This is a genomic window from Streptomyces sp. NPDC018045, from assembly GCF_044327445.1.
In the GTDB taxonomy this organism is placed as follows: domain Bacteria; phylum Actinomycetota; class Actinomycetes; order Streptomycetales; family Streptomycetaceae; genus Streptomyces.
This window is the reverse complement of sequence record NZ_JBIRFL010000037.1, coordinates 1-21,446: the sequence shown is the minus strand read 5'-3', so window position 1 is coordinate 21,446 and position 21,446 is coordinate 1. Positions and strand designations below refer to the sequence as shown.

Here is a 21,446-nt window from a genome sequence, read left to right as displayed (position 1 = left end):
CGAAGTCACCCTTGTCTGTAGTCAGGTGTGGGCGGGAAGGGAGCGGGCGATGGCGCGGTCCAGGAGGGCGACCAGCACGGCGCGCACGGAGGCCGGGTCGCGGGCGTCGGCCATCAGCACCGGCGTGAGCGCGGGATCGATCTTGAGAGCGTGGGCGATCTCCGCCGCGGTGCGCTCCTGGCGGCCGTCGAAGCAGTTGGCCGCGATGACATAGGGCACGCCGCGTGTCTCAAAGAAGTCCACGGCAGCGAAGCTGACGTCCAGACGCCGGGTGTCGGCCAGGACGACGGCCCCGGCGGCGCCGGCGACCAGGTCGCGCCACATGAACCAGAACCGGTCCTGCCCGGGCGTGCCGAACAGCAGCACCACGGCGTCGTCGAAGGTGATCCGCCCGAAGTCCATCGCGACGGTGGTGGTGGCCTTCGCCGGACCGGGCCCGAGGTCGTCGACTCCGATGCCCCGGCTGCTGAGCCTCTCCTCGGTGCGCAGCGGGGTGATCTCGCTGGCCGTGCCGACCAGGGTGGTCTTGCCGACCCCGAAGCCGCCGGCGATGAGGAGCTTCACGCTGGGCAGCGGCACGGCGCGGCCGGGCGGGTCACTGTGTGCGGGCAAGGCAGTTCCTGACTCGAAGAAGGATCGCCACGTTGCCGTCGGCGTCCAGGGACGTCTGGGAGGTGATCAGGCCGTGCGCGTGCATCGCGCGCAACAGCGCCAGGGTCGGCGTGAGCCGAAGCTGCAGCCGAGCGGCGATCTCGGCCACCGCGATACCGGTCCCGCAGCACCAGGCCAGGACGGTCTGCCACTCCTGGGGCACCGCGCCGACCAAGGCACCGGGCCTGTCGGCGGTGCAGATCAGCGACTGCATGGTCAGCGGCTGCGCCGCGTGCCCGTGCGCGCGGGCCGCCCGGTTCTCGGTCAGGGCGTAGGTGCGCGTACGGCGCGGCGGCGGCCCGTTCACCGGTCCGTCTCGGCCGCGGCGCGGGATTCGGTACCCGTCTCGGCGGTGGCGCGGGGCTCGGAGCCCATCTGCGGGGCGAAGCCGCGGGCGATGCGCACGATCTCGCGGATCACGGGGCTGATCGGCCTGCCCGCCTCGACGACCACGGCCAACAGCGACCCGTCGCCGCAGGAGGTGACGGTGATGTGTCCCTTCACCATGGTGATGTTCAGGTGCAAGACCCCCTCCCCGCCGGTGGGGCCGGTGAGGCCCTTGGCCAGGCTGCTCAGGCCGGAGCAGGCCGCGGCGATGTGCTGCATGTCCTCCTCCGGCCGGCCGTAGCCGCACATGAGCAGCCCGTCGGTGGATACCAGGGCCAGCGCGGCGATGTCCGGTGCGTCCCGGGCGACCCGGTCGCGCAGGTTGTCGTACACGGCCTGGCGGCCGGGGTCGGGTGCCGTCGTGACGCTGGGGAAGGTGTCCAGGGTGGCGCTGCTCATCGGGAGTCTCCGTCCGTGCGGGGGTGGTTGAGGTCGTCCAGTGCGCTGAAGTCGTCTGCGATGGCGTCGAGCGGCCGGGGATCAGCGGCCAGTCCGGAGGCCGGGTCATCGGCGGTGGCGGTGTCGTCGCGCGGTTGCGGTGCCATGTGCCGGCCGGGGCGGCGCTCGGGCAGCGGAGCCAGTGACCGGCTGGCGCGTTCCGGCCCGGGCGGGGCCGGGGGCGGGTCAGGAGCGGCGGCCGACCGGTCCGGTGCCGGGCGGGGGATACGCCGGACCAGGCCGCTGGCCGTCGGCGCGGCGGGTGGCCGGGACGGCGGGGCGGAGGCCGGGGCGGCGGGCTGGCGCGGGGTGTGGTCGTGCAGCGCCCAGGGCACCCGCACGATGGCCAGGACGCCGCCGTACGGGGACTGGCGCAGGGCCACGGTGACCCCCAGGCGCTGGGCGAGGCGGCCGACGACGAACAGACCGAGCTGGGGGGCACGGCCCAGCTCGCCGTACAGCAGCGGGTCCTGGTTCAGGCGACTGTTGAGCTGGTCGAGGACCTCGGCCTTCAGCGGCTGCCCGCGGTCTTCGACCTCGATGACCACGCCGTCGGCGACCTGCAGGGTCCGCACGGTGATCTCGAAGTCGGCGGGTGAGTAGACGGCGGCGTTGTCGACGAGTTCGGCCAGCAGGTGCGTCAGCTCGCTGGCGGCCTGCGCGGTGATCCACACCTCGGCCCGCAGCTCGGGTACGGCCCGCGAGAGCCCGGCGCTTTCGCCGGCCGCATCGTGGACGATGTTGGCGATGTGGACCGATTCCTGGTGCGGGTGGTCGAGTTCACCGCCGGACAGCAGCAGGACGTTGTCCAGTTGCCGGCGCACGCGGGCCACCTGGTGATCGAGCGCATACAGCTTCGGCAAGGTGGCCTGGTCGTCGCCGAACTGGCGCTGCAGGTCGTCCAGCTCCGGCAGGATCAACCGGTGGATGACGGCCGCGGCCCGGGCGGTGGCGCCTTCGGCGAACCGCTGGAATCCGCGGCGCTCGGCGGCGACCAGCAGGGCGGAGTCGCTGGCCTGCTGCGCGAGCTGCGCGATGGCGCCCTCGATGTGGTCGAACTCGGTACGCGCCCCGGCCGGCGGGCGGGGCAGCGCGGCCGTCTCGACCGGCCGGCCGTGCTGCAGATCCCGCACCATCTGCGGCAGTCGCACTTCGGCGACCTCGCGGGCGCGCTCACTGGCCTCGCGGGAGCGGCGGATGACCGTACGCAGCAGCCCGACGATCAGCACACCGACGGCCACGACCGCCGCCAGGCTGGAGCCGAGCAGCACCAGCACCTGCGAACGGATCTCATCGGCGCGGTGGAACCCGTGCGCGAGCAGCCCCTGGGTGCGCTGGAGATTCAGCAGGCCGAGCCGCTGGCTGACCCGCCCGTACGCCGCGTCCCACTCTCTGAGCCCCGGCAGGTCCTCCAGGGAGGCACCCGACGCGTCACCCGGCGCGTTGAGCACGGCCCGCTCGACGCGCAGCACGGTGTGCCAGTCCCGGCTGCCGGTGATCCGGTCGTACAGCGCCTTCTCCGACGGCGGCAGGTAAGGAGCGATCCACCGGGTGTACATCACCTGCTGGCTCCCGTACGCCTGGGCGAACGCGGTGCGCTGCGCGGACGTCATCCGCCCCGCCGGCCGGGCCGCCGCGAGCAGCGCGTCCTGCTGCGACAGGGCATCCGAGGCCCAGAACAGCCCTACCAGCGGCCGGGTCTCCAGGGCGAGTTCCCCGTCATCCATCGCGGACAGCGCCTGGTAGAACTCGATCAGGTGGGTGAGCAACTGGGTGTAGTAGTCGGCCGCCGTATCCGAGGCGCCGCTGTGCCGGTCCACCGCGCGGCGCACCACCAAAAGCTGGTCCAGGTGCTGGTAGATCCGCCCCACGTGCTCCCAGCGGCGGCGCTGCCCGGCCTGCAGGCTGGTACCGGACAGGTGCCGGAACCGCTTGATGCCCCGGTCCGTTGCCTTGCGCTGGCCGTCAAGCGCGGCCTTGGTCTTCGCGCCCGGAGCGGCCAGGAAGGCCGCCGTCAGCTTCCGCTCGTTCTGCGCCCCGGTGAACAGTCCCAAGCTCGCCTCGCCCCCGAGCCGGCCGGTGGCCGAATCTCCGCGCAGACTGTCCTGCCGCTGCCAGGCGGGCAGCCCGTTCACGGCCACCAGGGCGAGCAGCGCTGCGAGAGCGACCAGGGCGACCACGATCAGGCGGGTACGCACGGTCCACCCACGCCGCGGCTTACGGGGTGGCGGGCTGGCGGTGGCAGGAGGGGAAGTCATGGGTCCTCGTGAGATCGATGGGCAGGTGAATCGGGAGGGCAGACCGGCCGCTCAGCAGCAGCCGGGCGCGCAGGAGGCGAACTTGGGCCCGGCACCGTGCGCGAGCCGGGAAAGCTCACGGCCCTACGGAGGCGAGCTTGTGCAGGCGGCTTCCGGTCAGTCGGCCGACAGCAGGCCCCAGCCACTGGCGTGGCCGACGGCCTGGGGCAGATTGACCGCGCGCAGCGTGCTGCACAGGTCACGCGCCCGGGCCTTGGCGGTGCCGTACGAGACGCACAGTTCCCTACTGATCTCCCGGAGGCTCGCTCCGTTGCCGGCCCGGCGCAGCAGGAAACGCTCCTCCAGCGTCAGCACGGGAGCCGGGCCACGAGGGGGCTTCGGCGCCAAGGCCCCCGCAGCGCACGCGGCCCGCACCATGGCCGCGCGCCGGCGGGCACCCAGTTTGGTGCCGATGTGCTGCAGGTGGCTCTTAACCGTTTGCTCCGAAAGGTTCAGCTTCCTGGCGATATTGGCGTTGCTCAGTCCGCGGGCGACGAGCACCAGCAGGTCCCGCTCCTTCGCCGTCAACGGCTGTGGCGGTGCACTCATGGACAACACTCCTCGGCTGCCGGGCGACACCCCGGGTGACGCAGACGAAACGGCGGCGGAAACCGGCTCACCGGACAGGGGCATGACATCTGCCCGGTGTGCGGCGGCTCGGCTCGTGAAAGCTCTGGACAGGGGCAGAGGGCGCTCATCCGGCCGACCGGGCGCTCTCCGCCCCAGACCGGCCGGGGCAGACCCCGACCGGGGTGCTGGAGATGTCCGGCGAGAACATCTCCAGCGCCCGGCCGTCAGCCGCACCCCCTCGGCTGACGGCGGCTGCTCGGCGCCGTCGGCTACCGAGCAGCAGTCGCGATGCGGCGCCACGCCCTGGCGCCGCGTCTTGCCGAAGCGGGCCGGTGGCCGACTAGCTGTAGCGCCGAACCACGGCTGCTTCGGGCCCGCAGCTTCCGGGCCACCCGCGCGGCGCACGGCGGGGAAGCCGCACGCGGGTGGCGCGGGCCGTCAGCATCGGGGGTGAGCCGGGACGGTGACCACCGGATCAGGACACGCGACGAAGTTCCTCAGCCGGGGAACATGCCTGGTCCGGCGGCGCAGCAGGTGCGGGCTGGTCTGCCGCGCGTCGGTGCGCAGTTCCATCACGTGCAGCCCAGCCACCTTGCGGGCCAGAGATTCGTGGCAGGTGACCGCCGAGATGCAGGTGAAGCGATGAAAGGCGCTGGCGAGCCACCAGGTCATCCAGCGGCCAGGTGCATCATGGGCGCTGGGATCCGTGACCATGTCGAGGATCCACAAGGACGTTTCGCCGTCCTGCTGACGCCACTGCACGTCCAGTGCGGGCGCCAACGACGTGGCGACAGCGCCCTGCAGCAGCGTGCCCTCGTACAGCACCCACAGTTGGACCCCTCTGACCGCGGTGCTCTCACTCAGGCAACTGAGCACCGGACGCCCCGGGTCTACAGGCAAGCCCCGGTCGCGCATCCACGCCGTACGACGTTGGTCCAGGTCGGCCACCGGCTCGTGGTCGTCCTGCCGAACCGGGTGCACGGCGTACGGCGCCGGCCGCCGCCTGGAGGGCAGGACAGCGTCCAGCAGCTCGTCATCGATGATCGCGCGAGGCATCGCCTACCCCTCCGCCGTCTCGGTGGTGGCGGAACCGGAAACGCGCGCGGCCTCGACCACCTCGGCGAGCCGAACGGCTTCGCCAGGCTCCAGGTCGCCGAGGTCGAGACCGGCCGTGCGGCCGCAGCGCTCGCACTGCACGATCGTCACCTTGAGCCGCACGCCGGTGGCGAAGTCGGCCACCTGCAAAAACATCGCCGGCAGACGGCCGACCTGCGTGTCCCCCTCCGAGACGGGCTCGAAGTACGGGTCCAGGGCAGCGAGCAACCTCCATGCCGCTTCCGTACGGACACGGCCCAGTACCACCCGGCTCGCCGGTAGCTCGGTCCACTGACCGCCTCGCAGGACCCGGGCGCCGTTGGCCGAGACACAGGGCTGCTCAAGACCCGCCGCCCCCAGGGCGCTGCGTAGCCGGTGCGCAGCCGCGTACACCGGCGGCAGGTGCTTCACGATCACGTCAGCCAGCCGGAAGGCATCCTCCACGCTGACCGGCCGGATCGCGGTCCGCCGGGCGCCGTCCTGCTCGTCGCTGACGATGATGTGCGCGTGGACCCCGTGCCGCATCAGCGCCTGGCGCAGAATCTCACCGGCCTGCTCCGGCCGGAGCGGGACCAGGTCCACACCGGCGAAGGGCAGCGCCGTGTACTTCAAGTACGCCATGACCTCCAAGGCAGGCGTCTCGGGGACACGGGGCTCCACCGTGGCGCCGGCGGCTACCAGTGCCGCGATGACGGCCTGACTCGGGTCCTGCTGCTCTGCCGGGCACGCCACAACGGGCGGCGTGGGCATAACGGTGGTCATACGGTCGGCTTCCTGGGTAGAAGGGTGAAGTGGTGTTGGCTTTTGGCCGGGGTCAGCCCGCAGCCAGGCCGAGTTCGCACCAGGTGGCGGCGCCGGCGTCGCAGGTGCCCCACGAGCCACCTCGTCCGTCGGCGATCGCCTGCACGAGGAAGAGCCCGCGGCCGTGCTCGTCGGCTGCACCAGGCGGAGCGGGACGTGGCTTGTACCCCAGGCCCCCGTCGGACACAACGATTTGCAGGAAGCCCTCACGGAGGGCGAGGCTCAACGTGACTTCGCGTCCTCCGCTGTGCTGGATGGCATTTGTGATCAGCTCACAGACGACCAACTCGGCCTCGTCGGCGACGTGGACCAGACCGCGCCTGACAAGCACCTCGTGGGCCCGGTGCCTCATGGCGCTGACCTGCTGGCTGTCCTCGGAGGCGGGCTCCTCATGAGGAAGCCGCCTCTGAATGGGGAACTTGGCCTTCATCAAGACATCGCGATGGAGGGCGCGGCGGACTACCGGCAAATGTTTCAGGTGTCGGTGTATCCGCGCCATGCGCTCCGGGCGACGGCGCTGCCCAGTTTGCAGACTGCTACTGGCCAGGGGCCGGAATCTCTTGAGCGCTCTCGTGGGAAACAACTGGGTCACCTCCCCCGGTCCACGGAGGTGTGGGGAAGGAAGCCCACGGGCAGAGGGAAGCGGGCGTGGCCGAGAGCACGAAGGCACAGGCGTTCACCGGTGAAGCGGCGACGAGCGTGGAGCCATCTGTGGTTGTCGATGAGGTAGCCCTGCCCGACGTCCAGCGCCATGGCGTGCTGGGTGACGGCAACCGCTGCCCGCAGTTGAGGGAGATGCGGCTGGATGGTGGGGTTGAAACGGGCCAGGCTGTCCTGGCGCAGTCGGACGGAGACGCGTTCGTCTGCATGCCGGGTGAAGACCTGCGTCGCATGGCCGTCTCCGGCGCCGAAATACGCTGTGCGCGGCAGCCCGAGACGCAGGGCGGCCTCCGGGCAGTGCTGCGACAAGTGACCATATACAGCCCGGCCGTCGACCAGTAGGCACTCGCCACCCTCGGGGGCGGGTTGCAAGCAGGCCAACAGCATCAGCCGGGGCGGGTCCGGGACACCAGAGCTTTCGGTATGCACGGCCAACTCGTCGCGGCCCAGACCTGCGAACCCGGCACGGTGCTGATGGTGACGGGTGTCGCGGATGACCGTCAAACCGTCCGGGTCGCTGTCCCGGTGAGCCGTGACCTCCATGATGAGGCCAGCAGCAGCCAGCACCGCTTCCCGCGAGGTCAGCCCGTCCGTCGTGACGAGGCCGACCTCAGTGATCTGTCGAGCGACGGCGGTGACCGCGCCCGGTGCTCCGAGATCCAAATAGTGCTCGGTGAACTGGGCGGATGCGCGGGACAGGGCTCGTGCCATGGTTGGGCTCCCTCGTCGAAGGTCACTGGCCACACTGTTGGAAGTGCCAGCCCCCGCGGTAAAGCGACAGATTGTCGACTCGGACAAACCGTGCGTGAGGGAGGGCGATTGCCAGCTCCGTGCTAGGTTCCGCGTACACCGGTCAGACCCCGTCCGACGAGGACCGCGATGACGTACACACCCCCCACCTGGCCCGTCTCCGTCAAGGCTGTGGCCCTCGACGCGAAGCGCCGGGTCCTGCTGCTGAAGAACGAGCGCGAGGAGTGGGAACTGCCGGGAGGCCGGCTCGAACCCGGTAACACTGGCGCCGCGCCGGGCGACCGCACTCCCGAAGAAGCCGTGGAGCGGGAACTGCTGGAAGAGACCGGCTGGGAAATTACAGCCGGGCCCCTCATCGACGGCGGGGTGTGGATCTACCAACCGGTGCCCGGTCGTCGGGTCCTGATCGTCACCTACGGCTGTACGGTCCATACCCCCGACCGGACGCCTGCTCTCAGCCATGAACACAAGCAGATCGGTCTGTTCGCGGCCGACGAAGTGCCGGGCCTGACCATGCCCGACGGCTACAAGCACTCCATCGCCGCGTGGTACCGACAGCGGTAGCTCACCGCCGGGAAAGGCAGTCAGATGCACAGCGACAGCAACCCGCTTCCGGTCACACGGCCGAAGGCGGAGCACGCGGTGTGGCGCTGGGCCACCACCCAGGCCGAACACGTCCTTGCCTCCGGTGACCTCGCGACGATCCTGCGCTTCTACCGCGCGGTGCACCGCCTCAACCAGAACCAGCTCGGCAGCCTCATGGGTTACGACAAGACTTATATCTCCGCCCTCGAACTGGGGAAGCGCACCGTGGACGACATCACCTCCCGGCGTCGCATCTGCGACCGGTTGGGGCTTCCACCGCACGTCCTGGGCATCACTGACAGGGCCGACACAGACCACCGAGCGATGCTCCAGTTCGGCGAATCCACTGTCCGGCTCGCCGAAATCGCCCGACAAAGCGGCCACTCCTTCGAAGCCGTCGCCGAACTGTGGCCCCTGGTTGCCAGGCTGGAGGCGCGTATCGAAGACGGCCACGCCGAACGCGATGTCCTGCGCCTCCTGGCCCAAGCCCGCATTGGTCTGGGCGCGGCCCTGGGCAACGTGCTGCCCGAAGAACGCCTGAGCACCGCGGCGCGCTGGACCTCCAAGGCTCTGCCCATCGCGGACTACTTCGACGACCGGAGCTTTCGCTCCTTCGCGCTGCGTATGCACGGCAACGAGTTGCGCAAAGCCGGTCTGCTCGGAGCCGCCGTCCAACGCCTGCAGTACGCCGCTGCTTTGGCGGCCGAGCGTGAAGCTCGGGCCGCTGCCTTGCTGCTGCTGGCGCGCGCGGCCGGCGAATTGCACAACGGGCCCTTGTTCCACAAGGCCATGCGCGAGGCCGACGCACTGCTGGACGAGGTAGACCACACGTCCCTCGTCAACCCCTACGCCGTCTTCGAGATCAGGCTGCGCGGCTTGGCGTCCATAGGCCAACTCGACGCCGCAATGCAGCTCGTGGAAACCTGCCCAAAGCCTGCCACCACCGCTGCACCGCAGTGGCACGTCATCGAAATGATCTCCGTCGGGGACGTCCGCCTGCAGATCGGCGACAGCGCAGGTGCTGCCGACCTCCTGAACGAAGCCACGGAAGCAGCGGCACACCAGCGGCTGCCGCACCAGCTCCAACGCATCATGCGTGCTGCTGGTGACGGGCTTGCTGAGACCCGCCGTACGGCCGCCCTGGCGCTTGAACGGCTGCGTCAGGACATGGCGGCCTAGCCTGCCGGCGGGCCGACGCTTTCCGTCGGGGGGCCGGACGCGACTGGCTCCAATGGCGTGCGCCGAGAGGCGCGAGAAAGCCGTCATATCGTCTCCGTCCCGATAACAGGGGCCGCGAGGTACCGTGCCCGGCGCGTCCATGGGGTTTCGTTCGGCGGCGAAGCTGTGCAAGCTGGACGGTCCGAAACTCGCTGGCCAAGGGGTGGTTGCCGTTACGTTGAGCAAACAGTGAAAGGCCGCTGGTGGGTATCCCGGCGGAAGCAGAGGCATGGGTAAAACTGGTAAAGATCGTTTTGCTGAATTGGGGCGCACCGTGGCACACACCCGTAACACTCGCCTGGCGGCCGTAATCCGGGAGACAGGATGGTCGCAGGAGCAAGTCGCCGCCCACTTCCGGCGTGTAGCCGCTGAGAACCAGGCATCGGAGCTGCTGGCGACGACGCGTTCGCACATCAACCAATGGGTTCGTGGGGTGCAGCCGAGTGGCCGGGCACCCGATACCTTGTGCGAGACGCTCTCGCGACGCCTTCGGCGCACTGTTACCCGTGCCGAGGTCGGGCTGCGGTCGGCCAGCCCGACCGTACCCGAGGCATCCGAATGGAGCGTCGATACGCTGGACGCGCTGGTGGAACTCGGGAGCAGCGACTTGGACATGGAACGTCGGCACGTCCTGGAAGGGTCGGTCTACTCGGTGGTCGGCCTGTCCCTCCCAGGCCAGTCCTGGTGGGAACAGGCGCCCGAACGAGCGCGGTCGCGTCTGCCGGCCTCGGGGCACGTCGTCGGCAGCAGCGAAGTCGACGATGTCCGTGAGATGATGGACGTCTTCTCCCGCCGGGACCAACGCCGCGGAGGCCGGGCCGGACGCACCGCCCTCGCCGCCTACCTGTGGTCCGATCTGGCTACGTACCTCAACAGCCGTTTTCCCTCCGAAGAGTTACGGCGCGAGCTGTTCTCGGCCGCAGGGGAACTGGTCTATCTCTGCGGCTGGATGAACTTCGATGCCTCCCGGCATGGCGTCGCCGAGTCCTACTTCAAACTCGCGTTGCGGGTCGCAGCGGAAGCCGACGACGCTCCGCTGGCAGGCCACATCCTGCGCGCCATGGCACACCAAGCCGTCGACCTCGGGCACCCGAAACCTGCCCTCGACCTGGCCACCGCCTCGCTCGAACGCAAGCGCTACAGTCTGGCCTCTCCCAGGGAGAAAGCCCTGCTGGGCGTCGTACATGCCCGCAGCCTGGCCGCCGCCGGACAGAGGCAGGAGGCGCTCGCCGCCCTGCTGCGTGCCGAAGACGACCTCGCTACTGCGGACGATGGTGAGGGGCCCGGGCGCGTTTTCTTCTTCGGCGAGGCAAGCCTTGCCCACGAGACCGCATGCACGCTGCTCGATCTGGGCGATCTCAAGGCCGCCCAGCGAGAATTCGTCCGTAGCGTGCGAACCCGCAGAGCCACCCCGTTCGCCCGGACTCACTCGGTGACGCTGGGGTACCTGGGAGCCGTCCAGGCTCAGCAAGGGGAACTGGAGGCGGCCTGTCACACCTGGTCGAGTGCCTTGGACGCCATGGACGGAGTGCAATCGGGGCGGGCCAGGGAAGCCGTGGTCACCATGCGCCGCGTTCTGTCCCCCTTCCGGAACCGTGGAATCCCAGTGGTCGCTGAACTCGACGCTCGTGCTAAGGCCGTGCTGGACCGCGTAGCCTGACCGAGACATCACCCGGGGGGGGGGGGCGGGCTGCCGCCAGTGACTGGTGAGCGTATGAGGAGGAAGCGGATGAGCGGGGAGAAGATCGAGATGCAGGCCATCGCCACGGTGGTCGGCGGTCACGCCGCTCCCGGCGACGATTACCAGGGCGGGGTGAGCTCCATCATCCGGCTCAACCCCGAGTTCCCTCTCGAAACACTGCAGGGCATCGATGAGTTCTCACACCTCATAGTCACCTGGCACTTCCACCTGGCGTCTCCAGACGATGTCGCCTTGCACGCTCGCAGCCCACGTAATAACCCTCAGTGGCCGGCGACCGGCACGTTCGTGCACCGAAACCACCGACGCCCGAACCAACTGGCCACGTCGTTCCCCAGGCTGCTCAAGGCCGAGGGACGGGATCTGCATGTGACCGACCTCGACGCGGTCGACGGGACGCCGATCATCGACCTGGCACCCTACTTCAAGGAGATGGGCCCCCGGGGGGAGATCAGCCAGCCGAGCTGGCCGACGGAGATGCTCCAGCACTATTGGGACGACGCGGGCGCGTAGTTTCGAACGGGGCACGGATCGTTTGCTCCACCTCCTTGCGACGCTTGCACCTCGCCGCGTCGAAGCGCCACAGCCGTCAGCCGTCCGGGACGGGCAGCAGCGACTCGCCGAGAGAATCAGGCACGTCTTCGGCCGCGGAGTGCCCGGCGTGCGGCAGCGTGTTCAGCAGCGCGGAAGCGTATACGGGCGCGAACCTATCCCCAGCCTTCGAAACTTCTTGAACTGGGGCAGGGTGCCCCCAACCGCCTGTCATGATCTTGATATGGCTGGCGTCATTACCGCTTCAGAGCCCTCGTGGGTAGCCCCGCTCACGGGCTAAGGCCCACGGCAGTTCGGCAAGCTGATCACCGCCTCTGGGCAGCTAGAAGGTTCCACGAGACGGGGTTGCGGGCGACGGCCAGGAGCCGGTGCAGGTCGTCCTCCGTCAGCACGCCGCTTTCCGCCGCCGCGCCGTTGCCCGCGAGGACGCCGCTCTCCCGGATCAGGTACTCCATGTGATCGAGGTCGTCGGGGCGGTCGTCCAGATCCCGGTTATCCCAGCCTTCGAGCATCACGTGCGCCAACCAAGCGCAACTGCGCGCGTCACTGCCCCCGCACCGCTCCTCGTCTACCCGGGACTCGTGCCAGTCTCCGGCTCCACAGCCCCGGGCCTGTAGCTGACCGACCTCAACCGAAGTGAGCGAGCGATCCTCGACGCATTCGAGGACCACCGCTACGACCTCCGCAAGATCACGCTGGCCTCCGGAGGCCACGGCTTCGCGCAAATCTGGCCGGACGCTGAAGTCCGCGAAGAGAACTGGGAATGCGGTGGGATTCCAGGCCCGCCACCTTCAGGAGTACGCCGCCCGGTGCGCGCGGCTCGCCCCCAGGTTGGCCGCCGAAGCGGACCGATCAGTTAAGCAGCGGCCTCGCGCGGGCTTGCACCGAATACCGGCGCCAGCCAGACCCGGATCGGCTCCCTCATCGGGCTCGCCCAGTCGGATGTCTCCGACATCGAGCGGGGCCTGCGCCAGGTGCAGAGTCTCAGCGTGCTCATCCGCATCGCCGAGGGCCTGCACATCCCGCTTGCTCTGCTCGGCATCAGCGATTCACCCGCCACGGTGATCAGTTCGCCCCCAAAGGCACCGGACGAGGAGACTAGGCTGACGCTGGCAGCCCAGGCCCAGGAGGACGATGTGCGACGCCGCACCATGATGGCCAGCGCGCTGGGAATCGGCGCCTCGCTGATGACCAAACCAGCAGCGGCCACCGCCGCCCCCCCCGGGACCCGGCCGCCGCCCTCGAACACGCGCTGCTCAACCCTCCGGACGCGCAGCCCGCCCCCTACAAGCAGCTCGCCGCCGCGCTCGCCGCCGTCCGCGACGACTTCACCGCGGCGCACTACACCGCCCTCGGCCAGGCACTGCCCCCGCTCATCGCCGCCGCCGAAGCCACCCGGGATGCGGCCACCGGCCGCGCCCGCGAACGCGTCCAGGTCCTCGTCGCCCGCGCGTACGTACTGGCCACCGAACTGGCCGTCAAACAGCACGCTGATTCGGCCTGGGCTACCTCCGTCCTCGCCCTGCGCGCCGCCCGCGCCAGCGGCGACCCCGTTCCGATCGCCGAGGCCGCCCGGGTCACGGCCATCACCATGCGGCGCGCCGGCCGCAGCCCCGCCGCCGTCGACTTCCTGACCAACACCGCCACCTCCCTCGGCGCCGACCGCGGCACCCCTGCCCCCGAAGCCCTGGCCGCCCGCACCTGCCTGATGCTCACCGCCGCCTACACCGCTGCCTCCACGAACCAGCGCGGCACCGCACTCGACCTCCTCCAGGAAGCCACCGAAACCTCCGCACGCATCCCCACCGGCCGGCCGCTCGGACTCTTCACCATCCAGGCCAGCCTCGCCGAGTGCGCGATGTACTCCATCAGCACCCACACCGCCCTGCACACCCCCGACGAAGGCGTACGCCACGTCAACAGCGTTACCCCCGTACAACTGCCCACCGCCGAACGCCGTGCCCGCTTCCACACCGACACTGCCCGCATGTGGCACCAGATCGGCGATTCCCACCGCGCCTACACCGCACTGCGCGCCGTCGAACGCGAAGCCCCCGAAGAAGCCCGGCGCCCCGCGATCCAAGCCCTCACGGCGGACCTCCTGTACAGCCATCGAAACCTTCCCGGGCTGCGTGAGTTCGCTCTGCGCACCGGAGCCGTCGCGTCCTGAAGCGAGTCGCACAAGGCCATGAACTGGGCATCTTCTCTGTATGGCCGGGGCGCTGAGGGCTGAGCGGGTGTGGGGGCCGCACTCGCCACGCTGACCGCCGCCCCCGGAACCACCTGAGGAGTGCGCGACGTGCATTACCGTGAGGTGGCCAGCAGGTGACCTCGCCGCTACCGAAGGACCTCTTCCTCGTGAGCACAGCAGCCCCCCGCCCGGCCGTCGGAGCCATCGTTTTGACCATGAACGACCGCCCGGCCGGAGAACCGCGGGCGCTGGCCTCGCTCCTGGCCCAAGACGGAATCGACCTCGACGTGGTGGTGGTCGGCAACGGCGTCACCCCGGCCCATACCCCCGAGGACGTACGCACCGTGCACCTGCCCGAGAACGTGGGCATTCCAGAAGGCCGCAACGTCGGGGCCGCGCACGTCAAGGGCGACCTGCTCTTCTTCTTCGACAACGACGCCGTCCTGCCCGCCGGCGACGTGCTGGCCCGGCTCGCCGCCGACGCGCAGCGCCCGGGCACCGTGACCGTCATGGCCGAGGGCGTCGTCATGGTGCGCCGCTCCGCGTTCGACCTGGCCGGGCAGTGGCCCGGCGCGTTCCATCTCTTCCATGAGGGGCTGGACCTCGCCTGGCGGCTGTGGCAGCACGGCTACACGGGCCTCTACCGGCCCGAAATCGTCGTCCACCACCCAGCGACCCACCCGGCCCGCCACGCCCAGTTCTACCGCCTCACCGCCCGCAACCGCGTCTGGCTCGCCCGCCGCACCCTCCCCGCCCTGCTGATCCCCGCCAACCTCGCCACCTGGGCCCTCCTGACGGTATGGCGCGTGCGCGGCCGAGACGCCTGGCACGCCACGCTCACCGGCCTCAAGGAGGGCCTGCACACCCACCCCGGCACCCGCTCGCCCATAAGCTGGCGCACCGTCGCCCGGCTGACCCGCGCCGGCCGCCCACCGATCTTCTGACCAGCACCAAGTAGTTTCCGGGGCCGAACACCGACCACGTCAGGCAGACTTCAGTACGGTCCAGCACACGGACAAACTGAAGGGCCGGCGCGTGTCGACCGCGCTGCGTGACTGTCCAAGGCCGTCCTCGCCCGCACCGAGTCCTGCATGGGCGTCGTGTGGATGTCCGTAAGGCATGTAAGAGGCGGGTGCTGAGCCTCAGCGTTGCTCTTGCCACGGTCTGCGGGGCCCGGCGCGCGCGGGAATCCGTGCTCCCACTGGAATCGCAGTGCGCGGTGTTCCACTCTCTCCCCGTTCGGCGGATCGCCACTCACACTCTGTTGAGCACCACCGAGTCTGCCTGGCCTGGGTCAGTTCATTCCGCAGACACCTTGGCATGCAGGGTCGTCTCCCCCGCCCGGAGTGAACCGGCGGGCCAAGGGGGCGCGCGGCGGCGGGTGCGCTCCCGTAGCCGCGGGTAGGCTGCCGGTTTCGGGGCACTCGTGGCGGGTTAGTGCCTGTCGGCTGCGGCCCGCGGGCCGCTGAAGTGGGTGTGTTACGCCATGTCCGAGATTGGATCAGATTCTGCACCTTCCGGCCACTTGCCGGAGCCCGGCGCCGCCTGCCGCCACCCGAACCAGACTGCCGCGCCGGTACGGCGGCTGGCCGAGTACTGCCTGCACCTGCCCGGCGTCCAGGCCAGCGGCCTCCTGCTGGCCGACGGGCCGCGGCTGCGCCAGGAGGTTGTCGCCACCGGCCCGGCCGCCGACCGCCTTGAACGGCTCCAGGTCGACCTGGCCGAAGGCCCGTGCCGGGACGCGTGCCGCACCGGCACCCTGCTGGCCGACGTGCAGCTGGCCGACCCGCGCAGCCAGGCACGCTGGCCGCGCTTCGCCCCGCAGGCGCTGGCGGAAGGCTTCACCGCCACTACCGCCGTGCCGTTGCAGCACCACGGGCGGCTGCTGGGAGCCCTCAACCTCTTCCACCAGCACCACCGCCTGGAAGCGGCCTACATCGGCGCGTGCCAGATACTGGCCGAAACCACCGCCTGGGCCCTGGCCCGCGAACAGGAACTCGCCCGGGTACGCGAACAGAACGCCCAGCTGCAAACGGCCCTGGACTCCCGCGTCATCATCGAACAGGCCAAGGGCCTGCTGGCCGAGCGTCTGCATCTGTCCCCGCAGGAGGCGTTCGCCCGGCTGCGCACCTATGCCCGAGCCCACCAGCGAAAGCTCACTGCGGTGGCGCACCAGGTCGTCTTCGGGCCCGCCGACCGCGGCCCCTTCCCTCGGCCCGAACCGGACTCCTGACCCGCAACCGAGCACCCGTCCCGGCCGGTGCCCTCTACCCGGGGGCGGGGAGGGCGCGTGTCCGGTACAGGGGTAGGCCACCGACACGGCCAGCGGCAATACTCAAAGCAGCCGCTTCCCCAGCCCCTGGAAGTGGTCGGCGCGCCGGGGGCCGACGACCATGGGCGTTGACCCCCTGCCCGGCTCTGCACCGCGCCCGAGACCGGCAGAGCTTGCTGTTCCATCCGGTAGCACGCACCCTGCCGGGTCGGCAGCTCGGCCAAGCGGGCCCAGCTCGGCACCACTGGCGACAGGCGAACCCAGGTCCGCAACCGTTTCGTGAAGCAGGCCGGTGGCCAGCACCATCATGTGACCTTCCAGCACGGACCCGTCCAGGTTCGTCACCCGGCCGTCGGCGCCAGTCGGCGCGGGTCGGCATCCAGGGGCATGGTGAACCCGGTCGAGTGTCCATTACCGCGAGTATCCGTGAGGTCACTTGGGGGGAGAAGCGGCCGAACACGCTTCTCGATGTTCACTGGGCCCCTACAGTCGCGCGGGTGAGTTACCTGAGCCTGTTGCGGCAGCGTCCGGTCCTGGTGCTGTGGCTCGCCGAGACGCTGTCCGTCTTCGGCGACCGCTTCTTCACCCTCGCGCTGGCGTGGACGGCCTGGCAGCGCTCCGGCGCGGTCGCCATGGGGCTGGTGGTGGTCGAGTCGGTGCCGCACCTGCTGATCGGCACCTTCGGCCGGAAGCTGATCGCACGGTTCGCCGCGTTCCGCGCGCTCGCTGTGGTGGAGGCGGTGCAGGTGGTCATCGTGGGCGCGATGCCCTGGCTGTGGCCTTCGCTCGGCCTGGCCGGCGTGCTGGTGGTCATCGTGTTGGTCGGGATCTGCGACGCGCTTACCGGTCCGACCCTTGCGTCGCTGGTGCCGGGGATGGTGAAGACGGAGCAGGTACGGCAGGTGACGGGCCTGATGGATGTCTCCAACCGGCTCACCTGGTTCCTCGGTCCCGGGTCGGCCGCGGTGCTGCTGGCCTTCCTGCCCGCCGAGCAGCTGTTCCTTATCGACGCTGCCACCTTCGCCGTCTCCGCCGTGGCGTTCGCCTGGCTCGGCCGTACGGCCGCACCGCTCTCGCCGACGGCACCGCCCCGAGAGGAAGAGGTCGGGCCTGCCGACACGTCGGAGGCGCCCCGGGCACTGGCGGTACTGCGGGCCCACCCGCGGATCGGATGCGCGCTCGCGCTCAGCGGTGTCGGAGAGTTCTTCTCCACCGCGTGGACCATCGGCGTTCCGATCTGGCTGACCAGCCAGTTGCACGCCGGGGCCGGGGCGTACGCGGTGGTGCTGTCCGCGATGGGGATCGGTGCGGTCGTCGGGAACTTGCTGACCGGGAACGTGACTTTCGTGGCTCTGCCGGGCCGGTTTCCGGCGGCGTACTGCATGGTGTGGGTGGGTCGGGGGCTGCTGCTGGCTGCGTTCGCGCTGAGCAGCAGTCTGATGGAGGTGGCGGCCCTCGCCGCAGTGGCGAGCGCGCTGGTGCCGCTGGCTTCGATCAGTCTGAGTGCGGAGATTGGCTCGCTGCCGGGGCCGCAGCGGCTGCGGGTGTTCACCGCCGATTCCGTCAAGCTGCACGTGACGAGCATGAGCAGCATGCTGGTGCTGCCCGCGCTGCTGGAGCGTGCGCCGAAGGTGTCCTTCACGGCGGCGGGAGCGGCCACCGCCTGCGCCGGTGCAGTGGCCTGGCTGGCGGCCCGGGTCCGGCGGCCGGTCCTCACGGAAGAGGCCGGCCCGGACCTCGTCCGGAGGTGAGCGGTTCAGCCGGTGCGGCGGGCCCGGATGACCAGGGTGCGGTACGGCCTGCCCTCGTGCTGTACAGGGTGTGCAGGGGCTGTGCATCCAGCCGGGCGGCCAGGAGGAAGCGCGGTAATGATCAGCAGGTAGTGCTCAGGGCACAGCGAGCGGGCCCGCGGCTGGCGGGTGCGGTCGCGGCGGGTCAGCGGCGGCGGCACATCGCTTTCGTTGTGGCAAAACCAGCACGCCAGGTTGCAGCGGGGCGTCAACGAGCCCCGTAACTGGCCGCGCAGAGCAGCAAAGTTGCGCAGGGCCGTCCAGTCGGTGGTGTCCTCGGCCAGGGTCTGGGGAGCGAGGTGCACGGCAACCTCCGAAGGCTCCCCGTCCCGGCGCGGAGCCGCCGACACCGAGACGAGGAGGGTGAGGCAGCGGATGTACGGGCACGGGCCGGGTATGGAGGCATGACCGCGCACGCGTCCGTAGACGGCCGCGGCCCGATACTCCACGGGCCGTGAACGCATCACCCACCCGTAGCCAGCGCACGGTAAGCCCCCGAGGGCAGGCCCCTCCTGTGCCTCCCCCGAGGGGCCTGCCGGAGCCGGAAGGGGACCTGATACGGATTACCCATCGTCGCCAGCAGCACTTCCCGAGCCGCTGCTCGCCGACCCGCGTGTCTCCCGGACGCTGTCCCGCCGCGACATCGGAGCGGTCTTCGCCGTGGCCCACCAGGAGGCGCGCATCAGCTACAACCGGCTCGGTGAGGCGTGCGGGATGCGCCCGCGGCGGGTAAGCCAGATGGCACGGGGCGCCGGAGAGGCCACCTCGCTGCTGGTGCTGGAGCGGGTTGCCGACGGCCTCCGAATCCCCGGCAAGCGCCTAGGCTTGGCCGACAGACCGTGGGAACGAACCTCCGCACTAACGACCCCAACTCCACAAGCCCTTGAGGACGAAGGAGACGACCCCATGAAGCGCCGCGACATCCTGCGCGGCGCGCTCGCTACCGGTCTGGCAGGTCCAGGGCTCGCCGCACTACTGACTTCGGCTCGTCAGGGTGATCTCGTCGAAGTTACTGATGGGGCTGGGGTGTTGGCTGTATTCCGGGGTGTGTGAGATACGCGGATGGGGGTGGGTTGACTGTCATGGGGCGTCAGCGCCGGGAGTCGCTTCGGATGCAGGCGGCTGAGATGTTCGAGCAGAAGGTCAAACCGCCGGAGGTCGCACGGCGGCTGCGGGTGAGCCGAAAATCGGCCTACCGGAGGCAATAGCTGTGGCGGGAGGGCGGCGTGCAGGGCCTGGCCTCGCGTGGAGCGAGCGGGTCGCGGTGCCGTCTGTCCCCGCGCTGCCTGGAGAAGCTGGCCATGTACCTCGAGGAGGGGCCGGCCGCCCACGGCTGGGTGGAGGACCAGGTGTGGACCGCCGCTCGGGTGGCCACGCTGATCGGCAGGAAGTTCCACGTCTCCTACAGCGTCTCCGGCGCGACTCGGCTGATGCACCGGCTGGGCTTCTCCCCGCAGGTGCCCGCCCGGAAGGTGGCCGAGCGCGACGAGCAGGCCGTCACCGTGTGGAAGGAGGCGACCTGGGCCGAGGTAAAAGGGCCCGGGCGGCCTGCGGGGACTACCTCTGCTTCGAGGACAAGGCAGGCTTCACCCGCAAGCCGCCCAAAGGACGCACCACCTGGGGCCGGCGCGGCGTGACGCCGGTCGCCACGGTCAGCGGACGCCGCTCGGGGCGGTTGTCGGTGGCCGGGCTGATCGCGATGCGGCCGGGCTCGCGTACCCGACTGTGCCACCGGCTGATCTGTCACCCGTCGGGCAAGGGCAAGCGCCGCAGCATGGGCGAACGCGACTTCATCGCGCTGATCGACGGCGCCCACCAGCTCCTCTAGGCGCCGATCGTGCTGGTCTGGGACCGGCTCAACACCCATGTCTCCCGGGCAATGCGGAAGTTGATCGACGAGCGCGAGTGGCTGACGGTGTTCCTGCTGCCTGCTTACTCGCCCGACCTGAATCCGGTCGAGTGGGTATGGGCGCACGTCAAACGCAGTCTGGCCAACCTCGCTGTCGTCGCCCTCGACCGCCTGGAGACACTCGTCCGCAACCGGCTCAAACGCCTCCAGTACCGGCCTGGCACCCTCGACGGCTTCATCGCCGGAACCGGCCTCACCCCAGACACCGGGCCTTCGCCCCTGGGACCAGGACAGTAACTCGGCGATCTCGAAGCGTGCTTGCTCACGCTAGCACCGCTGTCGGGCGCTCAGGCCGCCCATCCGGACAGCGCATCTCCTGGATATGCTGCCCGTCCTCCCGGCACCGCCCGATCCTGGAGGTCAGCGGCTGCGGGCGGCCCAGACCTCGACGTACGGGCCCCGGTCCACAGAGTCGACCGCGAATCCCGCACCGGCCACAGCGGAGGCGAACTCGTCGGGGTCCCAGACCGTGTACCACCGTCGGCCGTCAGGTTCGTCAAGCCATCCCGTGCGGCCTGTGGCCTTGAGACACACATACATCCTGCCCCCAGGCCGCAGTAGCCCGGCGAACTGCCCCAGCGCGTCCGTCGCGTCCGCCCTGTCGAGGTGGACAAGCGAGGCGGAGGCCCAGATCCCATCGAACGTTCCGGTCGGGAACCGCGTCGCGACCTCGCGCAGGTCGCACTGTGAGGTGGGCGCGTGGGCATTGGCCATCGCCACGAACACCGGGTTGAGGTCGACACCACGCACCACATGCCCATACTTCTGGAATCGCGCAAGGTCGCGGCCCGGACCGCACCCGGCGTCGAGGATCAGCGAAGGCGCAGGCAAGGACACCGCGAACCGCTCGACACGATCCGCCATCTTCGGAGCGTGCACCGCCGCGTAGTCGTCGGCATGGCCGCTGTAGACGGCGACTGATTCAGCTACTGGGTCCAACTGTCCCCTGCCGGATGTGGTGCGTGACTTCATTCCACCTACCCTGACCTGCCGCTGCATCAGTATCCAGTGGCCAGAACGAAAAGGGATCAAGCTCATACGCTCGCACCTCACCCATACAGGCGACAGTGCGCCGAAGGACACAATAAGCGTCACCCTGAAGCGCAGAGGTCAGTAACGACTACCCGCCACGACGTGATGCGGCTGGCCTGGCTCCTGCGTGACCTGCCCGTCGAGCTGGTCGGGCGCCTGCGCTCGGACCGCGTGCTGCGGCTGCCGAAGCCGCCACACGTCTACGCTCCCGAGGGCGGCCGGCCGGCCCGGCATGGCAAGGAGTTCAGCCTGGCCCGCCCCGCCTCGTGGCCGGAACCGTCCGTGGTCACGGTGAACGACACGCCTCGCTACGGCAAGGCCAAGGAACTGCCCGTCATCGAAGGCACGTTGATTCGCCTCGATGTCGATCATTTGCCCGGCGACCACGACGCCCCGCCGGTCTGGCTGTGGTCCTCCGCGATCGGCGTCAGCGCGGACGACATCGACTTCGCTTACGAGTTGGTGCGTGATAGCGGGTGGGACGTGCCGGGCCGCGCGGTCGCTGGTATCAGAGGGGGACGCTGCGGTCGGATACGAGGCCGGCGATGG

Annotated in this window: 23 protein-coding genes and 2 pseudogenes; 12 read left to right on the top strand and 13 right to left on the bottom strand. The window is 70.0% G+C overall.

Annotated features, from left to right (window positions below; all coding sequences use genetic code 11):
- Positions 1 to 21: 21 nt before the first annotated feature.
- The 9 genes from ACH4EB_RS35975 to ACH4EB_RS35935 form a co-directional block, all read right to left on the bottom strand.
- Complete coding sequence (locus tag ACH4EB_RS35975; protein WP_398352595.1) at positions 22 to 612, bottom strand: GTP-binding protein; 591 nt, start codon at positions 610 to 612, stop codon at positions 22 to 24.
- Positions 596 to 958 (bottom strand): DUF742 domain-containing protein, encoded by a 363-nt coding sequence (locus tag ACH4EB_RS35970; RefSeq protein ID WP_398352594.1) that lies wholly within the window; start codon positions 956 to 958, stop codon positions 596 to 598. The genes ACH4EB_RS35975 and ACH4EB_RS35970 overlap by 17 nt, the downstream gene beginning before the upstream one ends.
- Complete coding sequence (locus tag ACH4EB_RS35965) at positions 955 to 1,437, bottom strand: roadblock/LC7 domain-containing protein (RefSeq protein WP_398352593.1); 483 nt, start codon at positions 1,435 to 1,437, stop codon at positions 955 to 957. Before ACH4EB_RS35965 ends, ACH4EB_RS35970 begins: the two co-directional genes overlap by 4 nt.
- Positions 1,434 to 3,674: a nitrate- and nitrite sensing domain-containing protein gene (locus tag ACH4EB_RS35960; protein ID WP_398352592.1), complete on the bottom strand. Its 2,241-nt coding sequence runs from the start codon at positions 3,672 to 3,674 to the stop codon at positions 1,434 to 1,436. Before ACH4EB_RS35960 ends, ACH4EB_RS35965 begins: the two co-directional genes overlap by 4 nt.
- Before the next feature lie 216 nt (positions 3,675 to 3,890).
- The gene (locus tag ACH4EB_RS35955) at positions 3,891 to 4,322 is read right to left on the bottom strand and encodes a LuxR C-terminal-related transcriptional regulator (protein ID WP_398352590.1); all 432 of its coding nucleotides are present in this window, start codon (positions 4,320 to 4,322) and stop codon (positions 3,891 to 3,893) included.
- A 459-nt stretch (positions 4,323 to 4,781) separates the two neighbouring features.
- Complete coding sequence (locus tag ACH4EB_RS35950) at positions 4,782 to 5,399, bottom strand: hypothetical protein (RefSeq protein ID WP_398352589.1); 618 nt, start codon at positions 5,397 to 5,399, stop codon at positions 4,782 to 4,784.
- A gap of 3 nt (positions 5,400 to 5,402) precedes the next feature.
- Positions 5,403 to 6,200, bottom strand: a complete 798-nt coding sequence (locus ACH4EB_RS35945; protein WP_398352588.1) for a hypothetical protein — start codon at positions 6,198 to 6,200, stop codon at positions 5,403 to 5,405.
- A gap of 52 nt (positions 6,201 to 6,252) precedes the next feature.
- Positions 6,253 to 6,669, bottom strand: a complete 417-nt coding sequence (locus ACH4EB_RS35940; RefSeq protein WP_398352586.1) for an ATP-binding protein — start codon at positions 6,667 to 6,669, stop codon at positions 6,253 to 6,255.
- Between the two features lie 158 nt (positions 6,670 to 6,827).
- Positions 6,828 to 7,610, bottom strand: coding sequence for a TauD/TfdA family dioxygenase (locus ACH4EB_RS35935; RefSeq protein WP_398352585.1), 783 nt, complete (start codon positions 7,608 to 7,610; stop codon positions 6,828 to 6,830).
- Between the two features lie 168 nt (positions 7,611 to 7,778).
- On the opposite strand from ACH4EB_RS35935, the gene ACH4EB_RS35930 reads away from it, so the two are divergent.
- The 4 genes from ACH4EB_RS35930 (at position 7,779) to ACH4EB_RS35915 (ending at position 11,664) form a co-directional block, all read left to right on the top strand.
- Positions 7,779 to 8,213: an NUDIX domain-containing protein gene (locus ACH4EB_RS35930; protein ID WP_398352584.1), complete on the top strand. Its 435-nt coding sequence runs from the start codon at positions 7,779 to 7,781 to the stop codon at positions 8,211 to 8,213.
- 24 nt (positions 8,214 to 8,237) lie between these two features.
- Complete coding sequence (locus ACH4EB_RS35925) at positions 8,238 to 9,413, top strand: helix-turn-helix domain-containing protein (protein ID WP_398352583.1); 1,176 nt, start codon at positions 8,238 to 8,240, stop codon at positions 9,411 to 9,413.
- A 268-nt stretch (positions 9,414 to 9,681) separates the two neighbouring features.
- Positions 9,682 to 11,112 (top strand): Tat pathway signal protein, encoded by a 1,431-nt coding sequence (locus ACH4EB_RS35920; protein ID WP_398352582.1) that lies wholly within the window; start codon positions 9,682 to 9,684, stop codon positions 11,110 to 11,112.
- Positions 11,113 to 11,181: 69 nt separating this feature from the next.
- Positions 11,182 to 11,664, top strand: a complete 483-nt coding sequence (locus ACH4EB_RS35915; RefSeq protein WP_398352580.1) for an SAM-dependent methyltransferase — start codon at positions 11,182 to 11,184, stop codon at positions 11,662 to 11,664.
- Positions 11,665 to 12,008: 344 nt separating this feature from the next.
- On the opposite strand, the gene ACH4EB_RS35910 is transcribed toward ACH4EB_RS35915, so the two are convergent.
- Both ACH4EB_RS35910 and ACH4EB_RS35905 read right to left on the bottom strand, forming a co-directional pair.
- A complete protein-coding gene (locus ACH4EB_RS35910; protein ID WP_398352579.1) occupies positions 12,009 to 12,218 on the bottom strand; it encodes a hypothetical protein in 210 nt (69 codons plus the stop codon).
- 341 nt (positions 12,219 to 12,559) lie between these two features.
- Entirely contained in the window at positions 12,560 to 13,192 is a 633-nt protein-coding gene (locus ACH4EB_RS35905) for a hypothetical protein (protein ID WP_398352577.1), read from the bottom strand.
- Between the two features lie 102 nt (positions 13,193 to 13,294).
- On the opposite strand from ACH4EB_RS35905, the gene ACH4EB_RS35900 reads away from it, so the two are divergent.
- The 4 genes from ACH4EB_RS35900 (at position 13,295) to ACH4EB_RS35885 (ending at position 17,917) form a co-directional block, all read left to right on the top strand.
- On the top strand, positions 13,295 to 13,873 hold the full coding sequence (locus ACH4EB_RS35900; protein ID WP_398352576.1) for a hypothetical protein: 579 nt from the start codon (positions 13,295 to 13,297) through the stop codon (positions 13,871 to 13,873).
- A 188-nt stretch (positions 13,874 to 14,061) separates the two neighbouring features.
- Entirely contained in the window at positions 14,062 to 14,838 is a 777-nt protein-coding gene (locus tag ACH4EB_RS35895) for a glycosyltransferase family 2 protein (protein WP_398352575.1), read from the top strand.
- A 581-nt stretch (positions 14,839 to 15,419) separates the two neighbouring features.
- Entirely contained in the window at positions 15,420 to 16,127 is a 708-nt protein-coding gene (locus ACH4EB_RS35890; protein WP_398352573.1) for an ANTAR domain-containing protein, read from the top strand.
- A 536-nt stretch (positions 16,128 to 16,663) separates the two neighbouring features.
- Positions 16,664 to 17,917, top strand: a complete 1,254-nt coding sequence (locus ACH4EB_RS35885) for an MFS transporter (protein ID WP_398352572.1) — start codon at positions 16,664 to 16,666, stop codon at positions 17,915 to 17,917.
- Between the two features lie 5 nt (positions 17,918 to 17,922).
- On the opposite strand, the gene ACH4EB_RS35880 is transcribed toward ACH4EB_RS35885, so the two are convergent.
- Complete coding sequence (locus ACH4EB_RS35880) at positions 17,923 to 18,261, bottom strand: hypothetical protein (protein ID WP_398352571.1); 339 nt, start codon at positions 18,259 to 18,261, stop codon at positions 17,923 to 17,925.
- 601 nt (positions 18,262 to 18,862) lie between these two features.
- Between ACH4EB_RS35880 and ACH4EB_RS35875 the strand changes: the two genes are divergently transcribed.
- The 3 genes and pseudogenes from ACH4EB_RS35875 (at position 18,863) to ACH4EB_RS35865 (ending at position 20,102) form a co-directional block, all read left to right on the top strand.
- Complete coding sequence (locus ACH4EB_RS35875) at positions 18,863 to 19,009, top strand: hypothetical protein (protein ID WP_398352570.1); 147 nt, start codon at positions 18,863 to 18,865, stop codon at positions 19,007 to 19,009.
- Between the two features lie 29 nt (positions 19,010 to 19,038).
- Positions 19,039 to 19,593 (top strand): annotated as a pseudogene (locus ACH4EB_RS35870) (winged helix-turn-helix domain-containing protein).
- A gap of 62 nt (positions 19,594 to 19,655) precedes the next feature.
- Positions 19,656 to 20,102, top strand: a pseudogene (locus tag ACH4EB_RS35865) (transposase).
- Positions 20,103 to 20,225: 123 nt separating this feature from the next.
- On the opposite strand, the gene ACH4EB_RS35860 reads toward ACH4EB_RS35865, so the two are convergent.
- The gene (locus ACH4EB_RS35860) at positions 20,226 to 20,837 is read right to left on the bottom strand and encodes a class I SAM-dependent methyltransferase (RefSeq protein ID WP_398352568.1); all 612 of its coding nucleotides are present in this window, start codon (positions 20,835 to 20,837) and stop codon (positions 20,226 to 20,228) included.
- A 165-nt stretch (positions 20,838 to 21,002) separates the two neighbouring features.
- Between ACH4EB_RS35860 and ACH4EB_RS35855 the strand changes: the two genes are divergently transcribed.
- A partial coding sequence (locus ACH4EB_RS35855) for a transposase (protein WP_398352633.1) occupies positions 21,003 to 21,446 on the top strand: 444 nt, incomplete at its 3' end.

Bases quoted from the DNA above. Each gene is read 5' to 3' on its own strand.
- ACH4EB_RS35965 (WP_398352593.1), bottom strand. From the start codon at position 1,437: ATGAGCAGCGCCACCCTGGACACCTTCCCCAGCGTCACGACGGCACCC.
- ACH4EB_RS35955 (WP_398352590.1), bottom strand. From the start codon at position 4,322: ATGAGTGCACCGCCACAGCCGTTGACGGCGAAGGAGCGGGACCTGCTG.
- ACH4EB_RS35950 (WP_398352589.1), bottom strand. From the start codon at position 5,399: ATGCCTCGCGCGATCATCGATGACGAGCTGCTGGACGCTGTCCTGCCC.
- ACH4EB_RS35945 (WP_398352588.1), bottom strand. From the start codon at position 6,200: ATGACCACCGTTATGCCCACGCCGCCCGTTGTGGCGTGCCCGGCAGAG.
- ACH4EB_RS35940 (WP_398352586.1), bottom strand. From the start codon at position 6,669: ATGAAGGCCAAGTTCCCCATTCAGAGGCGGCTTCCTCATGAGGAGCCC.
- ACH4EB_RS35935 (WP_398352585.1), bottom strand. From the start codon at position 7,610: ATGGCACGAGCCCTGTCCCGCGCATCCGCCCAGTTCACCGAGCACTAT.
- ACH4EB_RS35930 (WP_398352584.1), top strand. From the start codon at position 7,779: ATGACGTACACACCCCCCACCTGGCCCGTCTCCGTCAAGGCTGTGGCC.
- ACH4EB_RS35925 (WP_398352583.1), top strand. From the start codon at position 8,238: ATGCACAGCGACAGCAACCCGCTTCCGGTCACACGGCCGAAGGCGGAG.
- ACH4EB_RS35920 (WP_398352582.1), top strand. From the start codon at position 9,682: ATGGGTAAAACTGGTAAAGATCGTTTTGCTGAATTGGGGCGCACCGTG.
- ACH4EB_RS35915 (WP_398352580.1), top strand. From the start codon at position 11,182: ATGAGCGGGGAGAAGATCGAGATGCAGGCCATCGCCACGGTGGTCGGC.
- ACH4EB_RS35900 (WP_398352576.1), top strand. From the start codon at position 13,295: ATGCGGCGCGCCGGCCGCAGCCCCGCCGCCGTCGACTTCCTGACCAAC.
- ACH4EB_RS35875 (WP_398352570.1), top strand. From the start codon at position 18,863: ATGAAGCGCCGCGACATCCTGCGCGGCGCGCTCGCTACCGGTCTGGCA.
- ACH4EB_RS35860 (WP_398352568.1), bottom strand. From the start codon at position 20,837: ATGAAGTCACGCACCACATCCGGCAGGGGACAGTTGGACCCAGTAGCT.